This is a genomic window from Streptomyces sp. NPDC048331, assembly GCF_043201215.1.
Classification (GTDB): Bacteria; Actinomycetota; Actinomycetes; order Streptomycetales; family Streptomycetaceae; genus Streptomyces.
Map to the genome: position 1 here is coordinate 508388 of NZ_JBICYT010000001.1, position 15261 is coordinate 523648.

At 72.5% G+C, this 15261-nt stretch carries 13 protein-coding genes; 6 read left to right on the forward strand and 7 right to left on the reverse strand.

The annotated features are described in order from the left end of the window. Positions 1 to 337: 337 nt before the first annotated feature. Positions 338 to 2653, reverse strand: coding sequence for an ABC transporter family substrate-binding protein (locus tag ACGFYY_RS02350; protein ID WP_393706631.1), 2316 nt, complete (start codon positions 2651 to 2653; stop codon positions 338 to 340). A gap of 345 nt (positions 2654 to 2998) precedes the next feature. Here ACGFYY_RS02350 and ACGFYY_RS02355 point away from each other — a divergent pair, with 345 nt between their 5' ends. The 6 genes from ACGFYY_RS02355 (at position 2999) to ACGFYY_RS02380 (ending at position 9812) form a co-directional block, all read left to right on the forward strand. Beyond that, complete coding sequence (locus tag ACGFYY_RS02355; RefSeq protein WP_393706632.1) at positions 2999 to 3223, forward strand: hypothetical protein; 225 nt, start codon at positions 2999 to 3001, stop codon at positions 3221 to 3223. Positions 3224 to 3325: 102 nt separating this feature from the next. After that, positions 3326 to 4150, forward strand: a complete 825-nt coding sequence (locus ACGFYY_RS02360; protein WP_393706633.1) for a hypothetical protein — start codon at positions 3326 to 3328, stop codon at positions 4148 to 4150. A 1-nt stretch (position 4151) separates the two neighbouring features. Beyond that, positions 4152 to 6068, forward strand: coding sequence for a fumarate reductase/succinate dehydrogenase flavoprotein subunit (locus ACGFYY_RS02365; protein ID WP_393706634.1), 1917 nt, complete (start codon positions 4152 to 4154; stop codon positions 6066 to 6068). Further along, positions 6065 to 6844 carry a succinate dehydrogenase/fumarate reductase iron-sulfur subunit gene (locus ACGFYY_RS02370; RefSeq protein ID WP_365265370.1) on the forward strand — a complete coding sequence of 260 codons (780 nt, stop codon included), beginning with the start codon at positions 6065 to 6067 and terminating at the stop codon, positions 6842 to 6844. The genes ACGFYY_RS02365 and ACGFYY_RS02370 overlap by 4 nt, the downstream gene beginning before the upstream one ends. A 61-nt stretch (positions 6845 to 6905) precedes the next feature. After that, the gene (locus ACGFYY_RS02375) at positions 6906 to 9056 is read left to right on the forward strand and encodes a TPM domain-containing protein (RefSeq protein WP_393706635.1); all 2151 of its coding nucleotides are present in this window, start codon (positions 6906 to 6908) and stop codon (positions 9054 to 9056) included. Between the two features lie 36 nt (positions 9057 to 9092). Next, on the forward strand, positions 9093 to 9812 hold the full coding sequence (locus tag ACGFYY_RS02380) for a PspA/IM30 family protein (RefSeq protein ID WP_393706636.1): 720 nt from the start codon (positions 9093 to 9095) through the stop codon (positions 9810 to 9812). Here the strand turns inward: ACGFYY_RS02380 and ACGFYY_RS02385 are convergent. The 6 genes from ACGFYY_RS02385 to ACGFYY_RS02410 form a co-directional block, all read right to left on the reverse strand. After that, entirely contained in the window at positions 9790 to 9945 is a 156-nt protein-coding gene (locus tag ACGFYY_RS02385) for a hypothetical protein (protein ID WP_393706637.1), read from the reverse strand. The two genes, ACGFYY_RS02380 and ACGFYY_RS02385, sit on opposite strands and share 23 nt — an antisense overlap. Positions 9946 to 9986: 41 nt before the next feature. After that, positions 9987 to 12605 (reverse strand): SpoIIE family protein phosphatase, encoded by a 2619-nt coding sequence (locus ACGFYY_RS02390; protein ID WP_393706638.1) that lies wholly within the window; start codon positions 12603 to 12605, stop codon positions 9987 to 9989. Between the two features lie 199 nt (positions 12606 to 12804). Further along, positions 12805 to 13233, reverse strand: coding sequence for an ATP-binding protein (locus tag ACGFYY_RS02395; RefSeq protein ID WP_365265364.1), 429 nt, complete (start codon positions 13231 to 13233; stop codon positions 12805 to 12807). A 153-nt stretch (positions 13234 to 13386) separates the two neighbouring features. Further along, a complete protein-coding gene (locus ACGFYY_RS02400; RefSeq protein WP_393706639.1) occupies positions 13387 to 13812 on the reverse strand; it encodes a (deoxy)nucleoside triphosphate pyrophosphohydrolase in 426 nt (141 codons plus the stop codon). 39 nt (positions 13813 to 13851) lie between these two features. Continuing rightward, positions 13852 to 14037 (reverse strand): SPOR domain-containing protein, encoded by a 186-nt coding sequence (locus tag ACGFYY_RS02405; protein ID WP_030764821.1) that lies wholly within the window; start codon positions 14035 to 14037, stop codon positions 13852 to 13854. Positions 14038 to 14480: 443 nt separating this feature from the next. After that, positions 14481 to 15233 carry a GntR family transcriptional regulator gene (locus tag ACGFYY_RS02410; RefSeq protein WP_365265360.1) on the reverse strand — a complete coding sequence of 251 codons (753 nt, stop codon included), beginning with the start codon at positions 15231 to 15233 and terminating at the stop codon, positions 14481 to 14483. Between the last annotated feature and the right edge of the window lie 28 nt (positions 15234 to 15261).

The window sequence follows — 15261 nt, forward strand, 5'->3', positions numbered from 1 at the left end:
GGGATCGTGGATGGCGTCGCGTACGGTCCGGCACGCGCGCCTCGGCCGGGCGAAAACCTGCCACGGCCTTACCCCATGGTACGTCGAATGGCGGGAACCGCCTGCCGGGGGGTCTGTCAAGAGGCCGGACGCATGAGTGCGGCCGGGGGTTTCGTGGGGTGCCCCGACCGCCGTTCCGGCCTGTATACACGCGGGTCAACGGGTATGCACGACCTTGCCCGCCGGTGGATCCGGCGGGCAAGGGACTTGAGTCACATCTGAGCTTGGGACCCTGCGGTCAACCAGACAGGCACCGCTTTGTCACCACTTCTTCTCCCGCGCTCCTTCTTCTCCCGCGCTACTTCTTCTTGTCCTTCGCGGTGGGTGCCTTCTTCCAGCCGATGTCCTGGTAGCGGGGAGCGCCGAGGCCGAAGGCGCCGGCGTTGGCCAGGCCCGGCTTGACCGCCACCAGCTCGGGGCGCTGGAAGAGCGGGATGGAGCCGGCCGCGGCCCAGATCCGGGCGTCGGCCTTGCGCATCAGCTCGCGGGACTGCTCCTCGTCCAGCTCGCCGACCGCCTGGTCGAAGAGCTGGTCGATGTGGTCGGTGCCGACCCGGGTGTAGTTCTGTTCGACGAGGAGCGAGCCGTCGGCGGCCGGCTCCGGCTTGGCGAAGATGGGCCGGGCGTCGGTGGCCGGGTAGGCCGTCGCGGGCCACGAGTACAGGGCCAGGTCGTACTGCCCGGAAGCGATGTGGTCCTTGAAGAAGCTGTCGTCGGCCACCTTGATCGTCTCGGTGTTCACGCCGACCTTGCGGAGCATCCCGGCGATCCGCTCGCCGACCGTGCGCAGGGACTCCGAGCCCGGGCCCGCCGGGAGGACGAAGCGCAGCGAGAGCGCCTTGCCGTCCTTGGCGAGCATGGTGCCGGAGGTGCGGGCGGGCTGCTTGGCGGGCGCCGGGGCCGGGGAGGCCTTGGCGGGGTCGACCTCCTCGCGGGCCGGGACGCCCTTGGCGTCGTCGGTGGCCTCCGCCCGGGCGGCCCGGGCGACCTGGGCCGCCTGGGCGAGCAGGGACGCCTCCTGCTGGGCGCCGAAGGGAGCGGGGGCGAGCACCGGGGAGGGCCCGTCCTGGGCGCCCGCCGGGGCGGTGTCGCTCTTCGCCCGGTCCTCGGTCGCCGACCGCGGGTCGCCGTTGGCGCCGTCGTCCTGGCCCACGATGTAGAGCCCGTCGTTGCCGGTGCCCGGGCCCGACGGGGTCTTCGAGTCGTCCTGGTGCTCGCTCTCCGGGCCGGCCTTGGCGCCCGCCGGCTCGGTGATCTTGCCGCCCTTGCGCCAGCCCGCGTCCGCGAGCAGGGCCTGGGCCGCCTGGGTGTCCTGGCCGCCGAGCGCGTCGCTGTTGTCGGCGTACGCCCGCTGCCCGGCCAGGGCCAGGTGGCTGCCGACCGGCTTCGCGGGCAGGCCGAGCGGCTTCAGTACGACCTCGGCCAGCGCCTGGCGGTCCAGGGCCCGGGCCACCGCCCGGCGCACCCGCTCGTCCGCCAGCGGGCCGGAGGCGCCGTTCATCGCGAGCTGGGTGTAGGCCGGCTCCAGGGACTTGCGGACGGTGAAGGCCTTCAGGGCCGTCTGCTCCTGCGCGTACCGCTTGACCGAGTCGAGGTGCTTCTGGCGGCTCTCCGTCTCCGCCGCGGCCTTCTCCTCGTCCACGCCGAAGGCGGTGGCCCACGACAGCGTGGCCTGCGCCGGGGTCAGCGCGGCGTCCGGGCCGTGGGCCGGGGCGCCGCCCGCGCCCGGGCCGTTCTTGCCGGCCGCGTCGCGGCGCGCGAGGGCGATGCGGTCGGCCCCGGCCCGGTCGATCTCCGCCAGATCGAGCTTCCCGGCGGCCAGCGCCGCCGGGCGCTCGGCCCGCGGCACCGCCGTGAGGACCAGCGTGTCCAGCTTGGCCGGGCGGCCCCACCAGCGCGCGTTGCGGGTCAGGGCGGCGGTCCCGGTCTTCTTGTCGATCGCGCCCAGCCCGAAGGGTCCGGCGGTGATCTTCAGCGCGCCGCGGGCGCCCTCGTTGAAGGCGTCCGGGGTGCCGGTGACCTGCTTGGGGTAGAGCGGGGTGAAGAGCGAGCGCCAGTCGGCGTACGGCTTGTTGAAGGTGACCCTGACCTCCAGGTCCGTCTTGCCCTTCTCGATCTTCTCGATGCGGTCGTAGCCGGCGTTGCGCGCCGTCCAGTACGCGGAGTCCTTGCCGTTCAGGGCGCGCCACTGCGCCACGAAGTCGGCGGCGCCGATCTCGCGCCCGTCGCTCCAGACCGCCTTCTGGTTCAGCTTGTACTGGACGACCTGCTTCGGCTCCCGCTCGATGACCTCGGCCTTCTCCAGGTAGTCCGGGTTGACCACCGGCCGGCCCTTGGCGTCCAGCACGAAGAGCTGGGGCAGCACGGCGCCGGCGATCCGGTTGGTGGTGGCGTCGGCGTCGGCCTGGAAGGTGTTGAGGGTGTCCGGGAGGGTGTCCACCGCCCAGCGCAGCACACCCCCGTCCGCGACCTTGTCGCGGGTGGTCGTCGCGATGTCCTGTCCTGCGGCGGCCTGACCGCCCTCGTCGTCACCCGCGCCGCAGCCCGTGAGCAGCGGCAGTGCGAGGACTCCCGAGGTCAGGAGCGCCAAGGACCTGCGCCTTCTCTGGGACATGGGTGGTACCTCCGGGGCGGGGCGTGGGGGAAGCATGATCACGTTCGGCGGTATATGGAGCTGATCACACCGGTTGCCGGAACCCACTGAAATAGACGCTCCGCCGCACCCCTCGCACCCGCCTCTCGCCACGCCGCGAACCCCACCCGTGCGGACCAATCCCGCTTGCGCGGTGAGAGGCGTTCCCCCGGGAGAGGGATGAGAATGGGGGGCGGGGAGGGGCGCACGATTCACGCCTGCGCGCCCGCAATCGCTGCACATCCCTTCACACGGGGGACAGGAAGCGCGACACTCGCAGGCGCACATGAGCGTTGCCACCGCACCAGGCGGAAGTGAGGGCAAATCATGTCCCTGCAAGACGATCTGACTGCCGTACGGCGCAACCTGGACGAGCTGACGCGCAAGGTCGAGCGGCTGGAGCAGCAGGCCGCACGCGGGAAGCCGTCGACGACGGCGGCCGGTCCGGACCCGTCCCGGATGGTGACGGTCCCGGACACCCCGTACGACAGCTCCCTGTGGACGGACTCCGACGACGAGGGCCTGGGCGCCCGCGACCGCCGCGCCCCCTGAGCCCGCTCGTCCCGGACGCGTACCCACCCACGCCCCGACCCGCCCGGCCGTCCTCGGCCGGGCCGGCCGGGCCACCCCTCATCACTCCACCCGGAGTCTTCTTTGGCCACAGGCACGGAACGACCCCAGCAGCGGCCCGGCGGCGTCCACGACGCCTCACGGGCCGCGATCGCGGCCCGGCACCTACGGACCGACCGGTGGTGGCTGTCCCCCGCCGGCACCGCGGCCGGGCTGTTCGCCTTCATCGTCTACTCGACCTGGCGAGCCTTCGCGAACGCCGACTACTACGCGGCCCCGTACGTCTCCCCCTTCTACTCCCCGTGTCTCTCGGAGAACTGCGTACCGATGAAGGGCGGGCCCAACTGGGAGATCTTCGGCAGTTGGTGGGGCCTCTCCCCCGCCCTGCTGATCCTGATCTTCCCGCTCGGCTTCCGGCTGACCTGCTACTACTACCGCAAGGCCTACTACCGGGGCTTCTGGGCCTCGCCGCCCGCCTGCGCCGTCGCCGAACCGCACACGAGGTACACCGGCGAGACCCGCTTCCCGCTGATCCTCCAGAACGCGCACCGGTACTTCTTCTACGCGGCGGTCCCGGTCGCGGGCATCCTCACCTACGACACGGTGCTGACCTTCCGCGACGAGCACTACGCCTGGGGCCACATGGGCCTCGGAACCCTGCTGTTCCTGGTCAACATCGCGCTGATCTGGGCCTACACCCTGTCCTGCCACTCCTGTCGGCACATCATGGGCGGCCGGCTCAAGCACTTCTCCGAGCACCCGGTGCGCTACCGGCTCTGGGGCTGGGTCAGCCGGCTCAACGCCCGCCACATGCAGCTGGCCTGGGCCTCCCTGATCAGCGTGGCCCTGTGCGACTTCTACGTGTACCTGCTGGCGAGCGGCGCCTTCACCGATCCGAGGTTCTTCTGACATGGCTCAAGTGGAACGGCAGCAGTGGGACGTCGTCGTGGTCGGCGCGGGCGGTGCCGGGCTGCGCGCCGCGATCGAGGCCCGCGAGCGCGGCGCCCGTACGGCCGTGATCTGCAAGTCCCTGTTCGGCAAGGCCCATACGGTGATGGCGGAGGGCGGGATCGCCGCCTCCATGGGCAATGTCAACGAGGGCGACAACTGGCAGGTGCACTTCCGCGACACCATGCGCGGGGGCAAGTTCCTCAACCAGTGGCGGATGGCGGAGCTCCACGCGAAGGAGGCCCCGGACCGGGTCTGGGAGCTGGAGACCTGGGGCGCGCTCTTCGACCGCACGCCCGACGGGAAGATATCCCAGCGCAACTTCGGCGGGCACGAGTACCCGCGCCTCGCGCACGTCGGCGACCGCACCGGCCTGGAGCTGATCCGTACGCTCCAGCAGAAGATCGTCCAGCTCCAGCAGGAGGACTTCAAGGAGTACGGGGACCACGAGGCCCGGCTCAAGGTCTTCCAGGAGTGCACGGTCACCCGGGTGTTGAAGGAGCGCGGCGGTCCGGCGGACGGAGCGAGGGTCTCGGGGACCTTCTGCTACGAACGCGAGACCGGTCGCTTCTTCGTGCTGGAGGCCCCGGCGGTCGTGCTCGCCACCGGTGGGATCGGCAAGTCCTTCAAGACCACCTCCAACTCCTGGGAGTACACGGGCGACGGCCACGCGCTGGCCCTGCTCGCGGGCGCGCCCCTGCTCAACATGGAGTTCGTGCAGTTCCACCCGACCGGCATGGTCTGGCCCCCGTCGGTCAAGGGCATCCTCGTCACCGAGTCCGTGCGCGGTGACGGCGGGGTGCTGCGCAACTCCGAGGGCAAGCGGTTCATGTTCGACTACGTCCCCGACGTCTTCAAGGAGAAGTACGCCGAGTCGGAGGCGGAGGGCGACCGCTGGTACGAGGACCCGGACCACAACCGGCGCCCGCCCGAACTGCTGCCGCGCGACGAGGTGGCGCGGGCGATCAACTCCGAGGTGAAGGCGGGCCGCGGCTCCCCGCACGGCGGTGTCTTCCTCGACGTGTCCACCCGGATGCCGGCCGAGCGGATCAAGCGGCGGCTCCCGTCGATGTACCACCAGTTCAAGGAGCTGGCGGACGTGGACATCACGGCGGAGCCGATGGAGGTGGGCCCGACCTGCCACTACGTGATGGGCGGGATCGCGGTCGACTCGGACTCCGCCGCCACCGTCGGGGTGCCGGGGCTGTTCGCGGCCGGGGAGGTCGCGGGCGGCATGCACGGCTCGAACCGGCTCGGCGGCAACTCCCTCTCCGACCTGCTGGTCTTCGGGCGGCGGGCGGGACTGCACGCGGCCGAGTACGCCACGTCCGCCGGACGCCCGAGCGTCGACCGGTCCGAGATCGACGCGGCGGCGACGGAGGCACTGGCCCCCTTCCACGCCGCCGAGGGCGCGGAGAACCCGTACACGCTCCACCAGGAACTCCAGACGACCATGAACGACCTGGTCGGGATCATCCGGCGCGAGGGCGAGATGGCCGAGGCCCTGGAGAAGCTCGCGACCCTGCGCGTACGGGCCTCCCGGGCCGGTGTCGAGGGGCACCGGCAGTTCAACCCGGGCTGGCACCTCGCGCTGGACCTGCGGAACATGCTGCTGGTCAGCGAGTGCGTGGCCCGGGCGGCCCTGGAGCGTACCGAGAGCCGGGGCGGGCACACCCGCGAGGACTGCCCGTCGATGGAGCGCGGCTGGCGCCCGGTGAACCTGCTGTGCAGGCCGGTGGAGCCGGCCCCGGTGGATCCGGCGGCCGATCGGATCACCCTGGTCCGCACCCGCACCGAGCCCATCCGCCCCGACCTGCTCGCGCTCTTCGAGAAGGAAGAGCTGGCCAAGTACCTCGCCGAAGAGGAGCTGTACGGATGAGTACGTACGACGCGAGCTTCCGGATCTGGCGGGGCGACGCGGAGGGCGGATCGCTCAGGGACTTCACCGTCGAGGTGCACGACGGTGAGGTGGTCCTGGACATCGTCCACCGGCTCCAGGCCACCCAGGCCTCGGACCTGGCGGTGCGCTGGAACTGCAAGGCGGGCAAGTGCGGCTCGTGCAGTGCGGAGGTCAACGGCCGGCCGCGGCTGATGTGCATGACGCGGATGTCGACCTTCGAGCGGTCCGAGACGATCACGGTCACCCCGCTGCGCGCTTTCCCGGTCGTCCGGGACCTGGTGACGGACGTGTCCTTCAACTACGCCAAGGCGCGGGAGGTGCCGGCCTTCGTGCCGCCGCCGGGGGTGGCCCCGGGCGAGTACCGGATGCAGCAGATCGACGTGGAGCGCTCGCAGGAGTTCCGCAAGTGCATCGAGTGCTTCCTGTGCCAGGACACCTGCCATGTGGTGCGCGACCACGAGGAGAACAAGGGCGCTTTCGCCGGTCCGCGCTTCCTGATGCGGGTGGCCGAGCTGGACATGCACCCGCTGGACGCGGCGGAGGAGGCGGGCCTGGACCGCAAACGCACCGCGCAGGAGGAGCACGGGCTCGGCTACTGCAACATCACCAAGTGTTGTACGGAGGTCTGCCCGGAGGGCATCAAGATCACCGACAACGCGCTGATCCCGCTGAAGGAGCGGGCGGTGGACCGTAAGTATGACCCGCTGGTCTGGTTGGGGAACAAGATCGGACGCCGATCGGCCGACTCCCGCTAGATCCGGCCGCCCGTGCCGGCCGTGCCGGCGGAGTCGGCACCCCGAGGGGTGACGACTCCGCATGCGGGGCCGCGAAAGCCCCCATACCCTCCCAATTGTGATTCCGCCGAGAAGCAGGCCGCGCCGCAGGACGTCCGTACGGGCCGCACTCGCCCTGGCGACCGGGCTGCTCGCGGTCGGCGGCTGGGGCGCGGCCGGGGTGGCGCCCGTGTGGGCGGAGGATCCGGTCACCCTGTCGCAGCAGGGGCAGATCACCGACCTGGTGGGAGCTCTCGGCGACCGGAAGGGGGCCGTCGCCGCCGCGCTCGACACGTTGTACGTCGACCGGAAGATCCAGCTCTTCGTCGCCTACGTGCGGGACTTCTCCGGGCGCTCCCCCCAGAGCTGGGCCGACGCCACCGCCCAGCGCAACGGCCTCGGCCAGAACGATGTCCTGCTGGCCGTGGCGACCGGGGCCCGCCAGTACGCCTATTCGGCCGACGTCGACTCCGGTTTCACCGAGCAGCAGCTGGCCGCCGTCGCGCAGACCGCCATCGAACCCGCCCTGCGGCAGAACGACTGGGCGGGCGCCGCCATCGGCGCGGCCGACGGCTACAACGCCGTCCTCGGTGGTCAGCCGATCCCCGTGCCCACCATCACCCCCGGACCGGCGAATCCCGGCGGCAAGCCGGACGGCGAGAGCGGGGCCGGGGACTTCGTGCTCCCGGTGATCGCCGTCGGCGCGGCCGGGGCGCTCGCGGCCTACACGTACAGCCGCCGCAAGCGCAAGGACGCGGCTGGTGGCGGGCGCGGTACGACGACCGGGCCGGGCTGGCCCGAAGGGGCGCCGGACCGGCTCCCGCTCCCGGAGCTGGACTCCCGGGCCAAGGCCCTGCTGGTGGAGACCGACGACGCGGTCCGCACCAGCGCCGAGGAACTCGGTTTCGCCACGGCCCAGTTCGGCGAGGAGGCGGCCCGCCCCTTCGTCGCGGCCGTGGCGTACGCCAAGGACGAGCTGACGCAGGCCTTCCGGCTGCGGCAGCAGCTGGACGACGCCTACCCGGAGGACGACGCGACCCGGCGGCGGATGCTGGACGAGATCGTCGCCCGGTGCACCGAGGCGAACCGGCGGCTGGACGCCGAGTCGGCCGACTTCGACCGGCTGCGGGACCTGGAGAAGAACGCCCCGCAGGCGTTGGCCAACGTGGAACAGGACTATCTCGACCTCACCGGGCGCGCGAACACCGCCGAGGCGACCCTGACGGCGCTGGCCGGGCGGTACGCGGACTCGGCGTCCGCACCCGTGGCCTCCAACGCCGAACAGGCCAAGGACCGGCTGTTGTTCGCGGCGACCAACCTGGGCCTGGCCCACGCGGCCCTCGACGCGGGCGAGCAGGGCACGGGGGCCGTGCACGTGCGGGCCGCCGAGGGTGCGGTGGACCAGGCGGCGACCCTGGTGGACGCGGTGGAGCGGCGGGCGCAGGAGCTGGCGGAGGCGGCCGGGAAACTGCCGGGCGCGCTGACCGAGACGGACACCGACCTCGCGGACGCCCGCGGGCTGCTCTCCGGCACCGCGGAGGGCACCTCGACGGCGGACCTGCGCGGGCGGATCGGCCGCGCGGAGGCCGTACTGGCGGACGTACGGCGGGAGGAGGCGAGCGGCCGGTACGACCCGATCGACGCCCTGCGCCGGATCCAGGAGGCCGACGCGGCCCTCGACGAGGCGCTGGCCGGGGCGCGGGAGCGGGAGTCGGGACGGCAGCGGGCGGTGGCCCTGCTCGACCAGGCCATGCTCGCGGCGCGCAGCGCGATCGGCGCGGCGACGGACTACATCACCACCACCCGGGGGGCGGTGGGCAGCCAGGCCCGGACCCGGCTGGCGGAGGCGGGCCGGCACCTGGAGCGGGCCGCGTCCCTGACGGCGGCCGACCCGACGGGGGCCCTGGCGGAGGCCCAGCGCGCGGATGCGCTGGCGCGGGAGGCGCAGCGGCTGGCGGAGCAGGACGTACGCGGGTACCAGGACCCGTACGCGGGCCGGCGGCCCGGCGGCGGCCAGGGCGGCGCCGTCCTGGGCGGGATCATCCTCGGCGAGATCCTGCGGGGCGGCGGGGGCTTCGGCGGCGGCTTCGGGAGCGGCGGGGGCGGGGGCTTCGGCGGAGGCTTCGGCGGAGGTCCCGGCTCCTTCGGGGGCGGCGGGACCCGCGGCCGCATGGGCGGCGGCGGCCGCTTCTGAACTGCACACATCAGCCCTGACCAGGAGAGACCCACCATGAGCAAGCAGACCATCCTCGGCCGCGTCACCCAGCTCGCCAAGGCCAACATCAACGCGCTGCTGGACCAGGCGGAGGACCCGCAGAAGATGCTGGACCAGCTGATCCGGGACTACACGAACAACATCTCGGAGGCGGAGCAGGCGGTCGCGACGACGATCGGCAACCTGCGGATGCTGGAGGCGGACCACACGGAGGACGTGGAGGCGGCCGCCGAGTGGGGCGGCAAGGCCTTGGCGGCGAGCAGGAAGGCGGACGAGCTGCGGACGTCGGGTGCGGCGGCGGACGCCGACAAGTTCGACAACCTCGCGAAGGTCGCGCTGGGCCGGCAGATCCGGTCGGAGAAGGAGGCGAAGACGGCGGAGCCGACGATCGCCGCCCAGACGGAGGTCGTCGACAAGCTCAAGGCGGGTCTGGACGCGATGCGGAACAAGCTGACGGAGCTGCAGGGCAAGCGCGACGAGCTGGTGGCCCGGGCGAAGACGGCCCAGGCGCAGAACACGATGCTGGACGCGGTCAAGAACATCGACGTCATGGACCCGACGAGCGACCTGGCCCGCTTCGAGGAGAAGGTGCGGCGGGAGGAGGCGATGGCGCTCGGCAAGCAGGAACTGGCGGCGTCCTCCCTGGACGCCCAGTTCGAGGCCTTGGACGACCTCGGCAAGACCGCGGAGGTCGAGGCCCGCCTCGCCGCCCTCAAGTCCCGCAAGGCCGCCTAGACCGGCCGTACACGTACGGCGCGGCCGCCGCCGGGTCCTGCGCCGCCCGCAGGGCGCCCAGGCCCCGGCCGCGTTGCAGCAGTCCTTCGAGGGAGTCGTGCGGGGCGTAGAACATCTCGTCTTCGTCGCTCATCACCCCGCACCCTGCCGAGCGCGCCGCACGGCCGCCACCCGTTATCCGTACATGCTCAGCAGCTGCTCCGCCGAGAGTTCGGCCACGGCCTCCGATGCCGCGCCGGGCAGCGGGAGTTCGAACCAGACCGTCTTGCCGCGGTGGGTGCGGCGCGTGCCCCAGCCCGCCGACAGCAGGCCGACCAGTTGGAGGCCGCGGCCTCCCTCGTCGGTGTCGCGGGCGCGCCGGCGGCGCGGTTGGACCAGGTTCGCGTCCCAGACCTCGCAGACCAGCGTGCGGTCCAGCAGCAGCCGCAGCCGGATCTCGCCCTCCCCGTAGCGCAGGGCGTTGGTGACGAGCTCACTGACCAGGAGTTCGGTCGTGTCCAGCAGCCCCTCCAGGCCCCAGGCCGGGAGCTTGGCCCGGGCCAGTTCGCGGGCCCGGCCCACCGAGCGGGCCTCGCGCGGCAGTTGCCAGTCGCCGACCGCGTCCACCGGCAGGCCCTGCACCCGTGCCATGAGCAGGGCGATGTCGTCCTCGCCGTGCCGGGTGTCGAGGGTGTTCAGCACGTGGTCGCAGACGTCCTCCAGCGGCCGGACCGGATCCGCGAGGGCTTCGCGCAGTCCGCGCAGCCCCTCCTCCAGGGGATGGTCGCGGGATTCCACGAGCCCGTCCGTGTAGAGGGCCAGCAGCGCGCCCTCCGGCAGGTCGACCTCGACCTCCTCGAAGGGTTCACCGCCCACGCCCAGCGGCATCCCGGGGGGTACCTCCAGGAGCAGGGCGGGCCGCGAGACACCGGCCTCGTCAGGCGGTTCGACCAGCACGGGCGGCATGTGGCCCGCGTTGGCGATGGTGCAGCGCCGCGTCACCGGGTCGTAGACGGCGTAGACGCAGGTGGCGAGGTACACCTCGGAGCGGTCCGCGTCCCGGCTGTGCAGGGCCGCCCGGGAGGCCTGCTGGGAGCCGCCGGGGGCGCCGAGGCCGCGGGCGATCTCGTCGAGCGCGGTCAGCACCTCCGCCGGTTCGAGGTCCAGCAGCGCGAGGGTCCGTACCGCGGTGCGCAGTTCGCCCATGGCGACGGCGGCCCGCAGGCCGCGGCCCATGACGTCGCCGACGACCAGCGCGGTGCGGTGTCCGGGCAGCTCGATGACGTCGAACCAGTCGCCGCCCACCTCGGTGGCCGCGTTGCCGGGCAGGTAGCGGCAGGCGATGTCGAGGCCGGCCGCCTCCGGGTCGCCGGGGGGCAGCAGACTGCGCTGGAGGATCAGCGCCCGCTCGTGCTCGCGGCGGTAGAGCCGGGCGTTGTCGATGCACACGGCGGCCCGGGCGGCCAGTTCCACGGCCACCGCCCGGTCCCGTTCGCCGAAGGGTTCGCTGCCCTTGGTGCGGGAGAACTGGGCGAGCCCGACGACCGTGTCGTGGGCGACCATCGGCACGACCAGCGTGGACTGGACGAGGTCCTCCGGTCCGCCGCCCTCGATCAGCCGTGTCCGCGCCGTACGCAGGGCCAGCGCGCCCGGCGAGGCGGCCGGGTAGCGGTGGATGTCGCCGACGGAGACCAGCGCGCCGGGGCCCGACAGCGGGGCGTCCGAGACGGCGGAGGCGAAGGCCACCCGGCGCAGGGGGGCCGAGGGCGTCCGGGCCGGGCCCTGGCCGGGCAGGCTGGGCACGCCCGGACCCTGCGGCCGGGCGGGCCGGTCGTCGTCGCCGAGCAGCAGCCCCTGGTAGAGGTCGACGGCGGCCAGGTCGCAGAAGCCGGGGACGGTGACGTCGAGGAGTTCGCGGGCGGTGGTCTCCAGGTCGAGGGAGTTGCCGATGCGGTGCCCGGCCTCGTTGAGGAGGGCGAGGTTGCGTCGGACCCCGGCGGCCTCGCGGGCGGCGAGGTGGCGGCGGGTGACGTCGGTGCCGATCCCGGCGACGCCGATGGGGCGGCCGCTGCCGCCGTGGACGCGGTAGAGGTTGATCGACCAGTGGCGGTTCTCCCGGCTGCGGGGCGTGGCACCGGTGATCCGCAGGTCGGTGACCGAGTCCCCGGTGTCCAGCACCCGGCGCAGGGCTTCGGCCATCCGGTCGGCCTCGTGCGCGGGCAGGTAGTCGTGCACGGTCCGGCCGCGGTGCTCCTCGGCGGCGCCCCCGAAGACGGTGGCGAAGCGGCGGTTGGCCCGCTGCACCGTGAGGTCCGTGCCGAACAGCAGGAAGCCGAAGGGAGATTGGCCGAATATCGCTTGTGAAGCCGCCAGGTCGGATTCGATCCGGCGCAGTGCGCGTACGTCCACGACGACACACAGCGCGGCCCGCTCGGCGGTCTCGGTCTGGGTGGGCATCACATAGATCTCGGCCACGCCGTGCGCGCCGTTCCCGCCCGGGATCCGGAAGGGGATCAGGCCGGTCCATTCCTTGCCGTCGAGGATCTCGGCGACCTTGCGGTGCGCGTCGGGACGCAGCTCGGGCGGCATGAAGGCGTCCACCGGGTCGCGACCCACGGCCTGGGAGGCGCTCAGCCCGAACAGTTCCTCGGCGCGCAGGCTCCACTGGTCGATGAACCCGTCGGGTCCGATCGAGAAGGAGGCGACCTTTATGTAGTCATATATCGAGCCAGGCGGACTGCTGTGCCACAGGGCGTCGTGCCATGTCTCTCGCGGCACGTCGGTCTGATGTGCCTGCGCAGGTATCTCGCTCACGCGACCGTCCCCTCCAGCTCACCGCAACCGGACCGGCCATGACCGAAGTATTCAGCACCACGGCCCCGGACGGCACGGCGTTCACGATCACAGCACGGTCTCGATGATTTCGAGCCATGTCGCGCGATCTCCCCCAAGTCTCTCCCCCGATGGTCGTCGGGAGGCGTTCCTCGGAGGTCACACGCCACCGTTCACCTTGTTACTCACCAGGAAGAGCCAACTCGAACCACACAGTCTTGCCCGATTTCCCGTGGCGGGTCCCCCAGCGCTGCGAGGAGACGGCGACCAGGTGCAGGCCACGGCCCCCCTCGTCGTCGTGCTCCGCGACCCGCTCGCGGGGCGGATCCGGAAGCGGATCGGAAACCTCCACGAGCAGCGCGGGGCCGGCCGCGGGGCTGTCGGCGGCTGGATTGCGCCGTTCCAGGCGGACTCCGATGGGGCCGGAGGCGTACCGCAGGGAATTGGTGACGAGCTCGCTGACCAGCAGGACGGTCACATCACCGACGGCTTCCAGGCCCCAGTCGTGCAAGGTGCCGCGGACGGCGTGGCGGGCGGTGCGGACGGCACCGGGCTCGGCGGGGAAGGCCCACTCGGCGCACTCACCGTCTGTGTCGATCACGCCGATCACTTCCCGGGCCAGCAGCGACCCCAGTCCGGTTCGTCGGGGACGAAAGGGGGACGAGATAGGGATTAATAGCGACATACCCGATATTCAGGGCGTCGTACCACTCGATCCCCCGCCACCGGCGCACTGTGGCGCAGACGGCCTAGACCGCGAGCGTCACGCGCCCCCGCCGGCGTCCTGGCGGCCGGCGTCCTGGCGCAGCCGGCGTCCGGCCTCGGCGACCGCGGGTCGGTCCTGGTCCAGCCAGTCCACCGACTCCAGCTCCTCCGGACCGAGCCAGCGCAGCTCGTCGTGGTCCTCCAGCGGGGCGGGGACCCCGGAGAGCAGTCGGGCGGTCCACACGTGCAGGACGAGCCCCGGCCGCAGCGGCCACTCCCCCGGGATACGCTCCAGCGGCTCCGCCTCCACGCCGAGCTCCTCGCGCAGTTCACGTACCAGCGCGTCGGGGACGGACTCACCCGGTTCGGCCTTCCCGCCCGGCAGCTCCCAGCGTCCGGCGAGTTCGGGCGGCGCGCTGCGGCGGGCGGCCAGCAGGCGCCCCTCATGACAAAGGGCTCCGCCCACGACCACTCGTACCGTCATGGGCGGAGCCTATGTCAGCGTCGCGAGGCGCTGCGACGCTCAGTTCATCGTGGCGGTCCGACCGATCCGCTCGACCCAGTAGAGCTGCTTGTGTCCTCGGTCCTCGAGGCTGTCGGCGACCTTCTGGGCCTCGGCCCGGGTGGCGTACCGGCCCACCCGGTAGCGGTTGCCGTTGTCGTCCTCGCGTATGACCAGCCACGGAAGCAGTGCACCGCTGTCGTTCATCGCGTTTCACCCTCCGCCGACGTACGTGTCCGGGAAACCGCATTGCGCATATGCCCGAGCTTACGCCCGACCTTTACGGAGCGGATACGGTTTTTCACGAAGAGGTACCTCACAGGCGTACGCATCCGGCCATGCGTACGAGTGGGCCGTGCGCGCCGGTTCGAACGGGGCGCGGCGACGGCCGGGGCGGGACCGCCGCGCCGTCGGGCGACGGGCATCCGCGCAGGTGGCGCCGAGGAAGCGGCGGGGCGTCCGGAGCGATCCCGGCCGCGGCGCGGGCGGAAGGGGGTCCCGGCATACGGACCGAACGTCCGGGGACGCCCGGGGCCGGGAGTGCGCGGGCGCCCACCATCGCGCCGAAATACGCCGGGGCGCGGACGTCCGGTCGGGCGCGCGTGAACCCCCGGGCGACGCCCGGGGGTTGATGACGCGGGAAGGAGCGGCTACCTCACCGGGAGGTGGTACGCCAGGCGGTAGCGGTCCGCCGGGACCACCACGTCGGCGGTCTCCACGGCCCGGCCGGAGGCGTAGTAGGTGCGGCCGATCACCAGCACCACATGCCCCGGCACCCCGCCGAGGAGCAGGATCTCCTCGGCCAGACCGGGCCGTGCGCCGACCTCCTCGACCACGTTGTCCACGACGACGTCGATCGCGGCCATCCGGTCGACCACGCCGGAGCCGCCCAGCGGCCCTTCCTCCGGCAGCATCACGGGAGTCCGGCCGGTCACGGCCAGCGGCTCCCAGGAGGTCGACAGCATCATCGCCTCCCCCGCGTCGCGGAAGACGTACCGCGTCCGCATCACACGCTCGCCCGGTTCGATGCCGAGCCGCTTCGCGATCCCGGCGGGCGCGGCCGCCTGCTCACTGCTCGACTCCCACGTGCCGCGCGCCCCGGCGTCGGCCTGTTCCTGCCGGAACGGTGTCGAGGCGCCGCCCGTGCGGTAGCCGGCGCGGGCGACCCGTCGGGGGACGGGCTGCTCCCGTACGTACGTACCGGATCCGGACCGGCCCTCGACCAAGCCCTCCGCCATGAGGACCTTGCGCGCCTCCAGGGCGACGGTGTCGGAGACCCCGTACTCCTCGCGGATGCGTGCCTGAGAGGGAAGCCGGGCGTGCGGGGGCAGAGAACCGTCGACGATCTTCCGTCGCAGATCCCCGGCCACGCGCAGATAGGCCGGCTGCTCACCGAAAGTCACTGGCCACTCCCATCAGGTTGACAGACAG

Bases quoted from the DNA above. Each gene is read 5' to 3' on its own strand.
- ACGFYY_RS02385 (WP_393706637.1), bottom strand. From the start codon at position 9,945: ATGAGCGACGAAGACGAGATGTTCTACGCCCCGCACGACTCCCTCGAA.
- ACGFYY_RS02365 (WP_393706634.1), top strand. From the start codon at position 4,152: ATGGCTCAAGTGGAACGGCAGCAGTGGGACGTCGTCGTGGTCGGCGCG.
- ACGFYY_RS02400 (WP_393706639.1), bottom strand. From the start codon at position 13,812: ATGACGGTACGAGTGGTCGTGGGCGGAGCCCTTTGTCATGAGGGGCGC.
- ACGFYY_RS02405 (WP_030764821.1), bottom strand. From the start codon at position 14,037: ATGAACGACAGCGGTGCACTGCTTCCGTGGCTGGTCATACGCGAGGAC.
- ACGFYY_RS02375 (WP_393706635.1), top strand. From the start codon at position 6,906: ATGCGGGGCCGCGAAAGCCCCCATACCCTCCCAATTGTGATTCCGCCG.
- ACGFYY_RS02380 (WP_393706636.1), top strand. From the start codon at position 9,093: ATGAGCAAGCAGACCATCCTCGGCCGCGTCACCCAGCTCGCCAAGGCC.
- ACGFYY_RS02370 (WP_365265370.1), top strand. From the start codon at position 6,065: ATGAGTACGTACGACGCGAGCTTCCGGATCTGGCGGGGCGACGCGGAG.
- ACGFYY_RS02350 (WP_393706631.1), bottom strand. From the start codon at position 2,653: ATGTCCCAGAGAAGGCGCAGGTCCTTGGCGCTCCTGACCTCGGGAGTC.
- ACGFYY_RS02355 (WP_393706632.1), top strand. From the start codon at position 2,999: ATGTCCCTGCAAGACGATCTGACTGCCGTACGGCGCAACCTGGACGAG.